Source organism: Sphingobacterium corticibacterium (assembly GCF_004208525.1).
Classification (GTDB): Bacteria; Bacteroidota; Bacteroidia; order Sphingobacteriales; family Sphingobacteriaceae; genus Sphingobacterium; species Sphingobacterium corticibacterium.
This window is the reverse complement of record NZ_SGIT01000008.1, coordinates 1-3,130: the sequence shown is the minus strand read 5'-3', so window position 1 is coordinate 3,130 and position 3,130 is coordinate 1. Positions and strand designations below refer to the sequence as shown.

At 53.4% G+C, this 3,130-nt stretch carries 2 rRNA genes; both read left to right on the top strand.

The features are described 5' to 3' along the window. Positions 1-10: 10 nt before the first annotated feature. Positions 11-2,907, top strand: a 23S ribosomal RNA gene (locus EWE74_RS21000). A gap of 87 nt (positions 2,908-2,994) precedes the next feature. Then, positions 2,995-3,106 (top strand): 5S ribosomal RNA (gene rrf / locus EWE74_RS20995). Positions 3,107-3,130 lie beyond the last annotated feature (24 nt).

The following is a 3,130-nucleotide window of genomic DNA, read 5'->3' as shown; positions in this document are numbered from 1 at the left end:
GCAGCAGACGGAAGAAAGTAAATAAGGGCACACGGGGGATGCCTAGGCTCCCAGAGGCGAAGAAGGACGCGACAAGCTGCGATAAGCCGCGGGGATCGGCACATACGACTTGATCCGCGGGTTTCCGAATGGGGCAACCCGGCATGCTGAAGGCATGTCATACCACTTAATGTGGTAGGCGAACGCGCTGAACTGAAACATCTAAGTAGGCGCAGGAGGAGAAAACAAGAGTGATTCCGCAAGTAGTGGCGAGCGAACGCGGAGAAGCCCAAACCATTTATGTTACGGCATGAATGGGGTTGTAGGACTGCAACGTTGTACCGTATGAAGAACCGGAAGCAGGTGGGAAACTGCGCGGTATCGGGTGATAGCCCCGTACGGGCAAAGACTACGGACATAGCAGTATCCTGAGTAGCGCGGGACCGGAGAAATCCTGCGTGAACCCGGCGGCACCATCCGCCAAGGCTAAATACTCCTGGGAGACCGATAGTGGACCAGTACCGTGAGGGAAAGGTGAAAAGGACCCCGAACAGGGGAGTGAAAAGAACCTGAAACCGTGTGCCTACAAACAGTCGGAGCGGCATATTGCCGTGACGGCGTGCCTTTTGCATAATGAGCCTACGAGTTACACTTCACCGGCAAGGTTAACCCGTTCAGCGGGGGAGCCGGAGCGAAAGCGAGTCTTAATAGGGCGTGTAGTCGGTGGAGGTAGACGCGAAACCTTGTGATCTACCCTTGGGCAGGTTGAAGTTGCGGTAACACGCAATGGAGGACCGAACCGATAAACGTTGAAAAGTTTCCGGATGACCTGAGGGTAGGGGTGAAAGGCCAATCAAACTGGGAAATAGCTCGTACTCCCCGAAATGTTTTTAGGAACAGCGTCGATATAGAGTTTAACGGAGGTAGAGCTACCGATTGGGTGCGGGGGAGTCAAATCCTACCAAATCCAGACGAACTCCGAATGCCGTTAAATATATTCGGCAGTGAGGCTTTGGGTGCTAAGGTCCAAGGCCGAGAGGGAAAGAACCCAGACCATCAGCTAAGGTCCCCAAATCCGTTCTAAGTTGATCTAACGAGGTCCGGTTGCCCAGACAGCTAGGATGTTGGCTTGGAAGCAGCCATTCATTTAAAGAGTGCGTAACAGCTCACTAGTCGAGCGGCCGGGCGTGGATAATAAACGGGCATCAAGAACGGTACCGAAGCTATGGATTACATCTTTCGGGATGTACTGGTAGGGGAGCATTCCATGCGGGGTGAATGGACAGGGTGACCTGTCCTGGACTGTATGGAAAAGCAAATGTAGGCATGAGTAACGATAAGGCGGGTGGGAAACCCGCCCACCGAAAGACCAAGGTTTCCTGATCAACGCTAATCGGATCAGGGTCAGTCGGGGCCTAAGGACCAGCCGAACGGCGATGTCCGATGGACAACGGGTTAATATTCCCGTACTCTTATATACTGCGATGCGGTGACGTAGTCGTGACACTGCCGCGCACTGACGGAATAGTGCGTTGAAGGGCGTAGGTACATTATCTGTAGGCAAATCCGCAGATTCTGCTGAACCCCGACAGTACTGCAAAGCTTCGGCGGCGCAGATAGTGCAGGTAATCTTGCTACCGAGAAAACCCGCTAAGCTCCAGGTATATAAGACCCGTACCGCAAACCGACACAGGTGGTTGGGGTGAGAATCCTAAGGTGCTCGAGTTAACCATGGCTAAGGAACTCGGCAAAATGGCCCTTTAACTTCGGGATAAGGGGCGCTTCCTCCAGCGATGGAGAAGCCGCAGTGAAAAGGCCCAGGCGACTGTTTAACAAAAACATATGGCTTTGCGAAATCGCAAGATGAGGTATAAGGCCTGACACCTGCCCGGTGCCGGAAGGTTAAGAGGGGATGTCATCGCAAGAGAAGCATTGAATCGAAGCCCCGGTAAACGGCGGCCGTAACTATAACGGTCCTAAGGTAGCGAAATTCCTTGTCGGGTAAGTTCCGACCTGCACGAATGGTGTAACGATCTGGGCGCTGTCTCAGCCATGGGCTCGGTGAAATTGTGGTGCCGGTGAAGACGCCGGCTCCCCGCAACGGGACGGAAAGACCCCATGAACCTTCACTATAGCTTAACATTGTGAATCTGTACGGGATGTGTAGGATAGGCGGGAGTATATGAAGTGCGTTCGCCAGGACGTGTGGATACACCCTTGAAATACCGCCCTTTCCGTACGGGTTCCCTAACTCTGTATATCAGAGGACATTGTTTGGTGGGTAGTTTGACTGGGGTGGTCGCCTCCAAAAAGGTAACGGAGGCTTTCAAAGGTAAGCTCAGTACGCTTGGTAACCGTACGCGGAGTGCAATGGCAAAAGCTTGCTTGACTGTGAGACCAACAAGTCGACCAGGGTCGAAAGACGGACATAGTGATCCGGTGGTTCCGCATGGAAGGGCCATCGCTCAAAGGATAAAAGGTACTCTGGGGATAACAGGCTGATCTCCCCCAAGAGCTCATATCGACGGGGAGGTTTGGCACCTCGATGTCGGCTCGTCACATCCTGGGGCTGGAGAAGGTCCCAAGGGTTGGGCTGTTCGCCCATTAAAGTGGCACGCGAGCTGGGTTCAGAACGTCGCGAGACAGTTCGGTCCCTATCTGTTGTGGGCGTTGGAAGTTTGAGTGGGTCTGGCCTTAGTACGAGAGGACCGGGCTGGACGCACCTCTGGTGAACCAGTTATGCCGCCAGGTGTACTGCTGGGTAGCTACGTGCGGTCAGGATAAGCGCTGAAAGCATCTAAGTGCGAAACCTGCCACGAGATTAGGCTTCCTTACAGGGCCGTGGGAGACTACCACGTTGATAGGCCGCAGGTGTATAGATGGAGACATCACAGCTGAGCGGTACTAATAGCCCGAAGCTTTCCGCGCCGGAAAGTTCCTTTGTTCCCTCGATTTTTTCTTTTCTTTTCCGATGTATGTCATGATGTCAATGGATATTTCCATTGCTAAAGATATTCAGGTGCCTATATCGGCGGTGTCTACCTCTTCCCATTCCGAACAGAGCAGTCAAGCCCGCCAGAGCCGATGGTACTGCCGTAAAAGGTGGGAGAGTAGGTCGGTGCCGAACCTTATACAGGGCCCCTGCAGTATA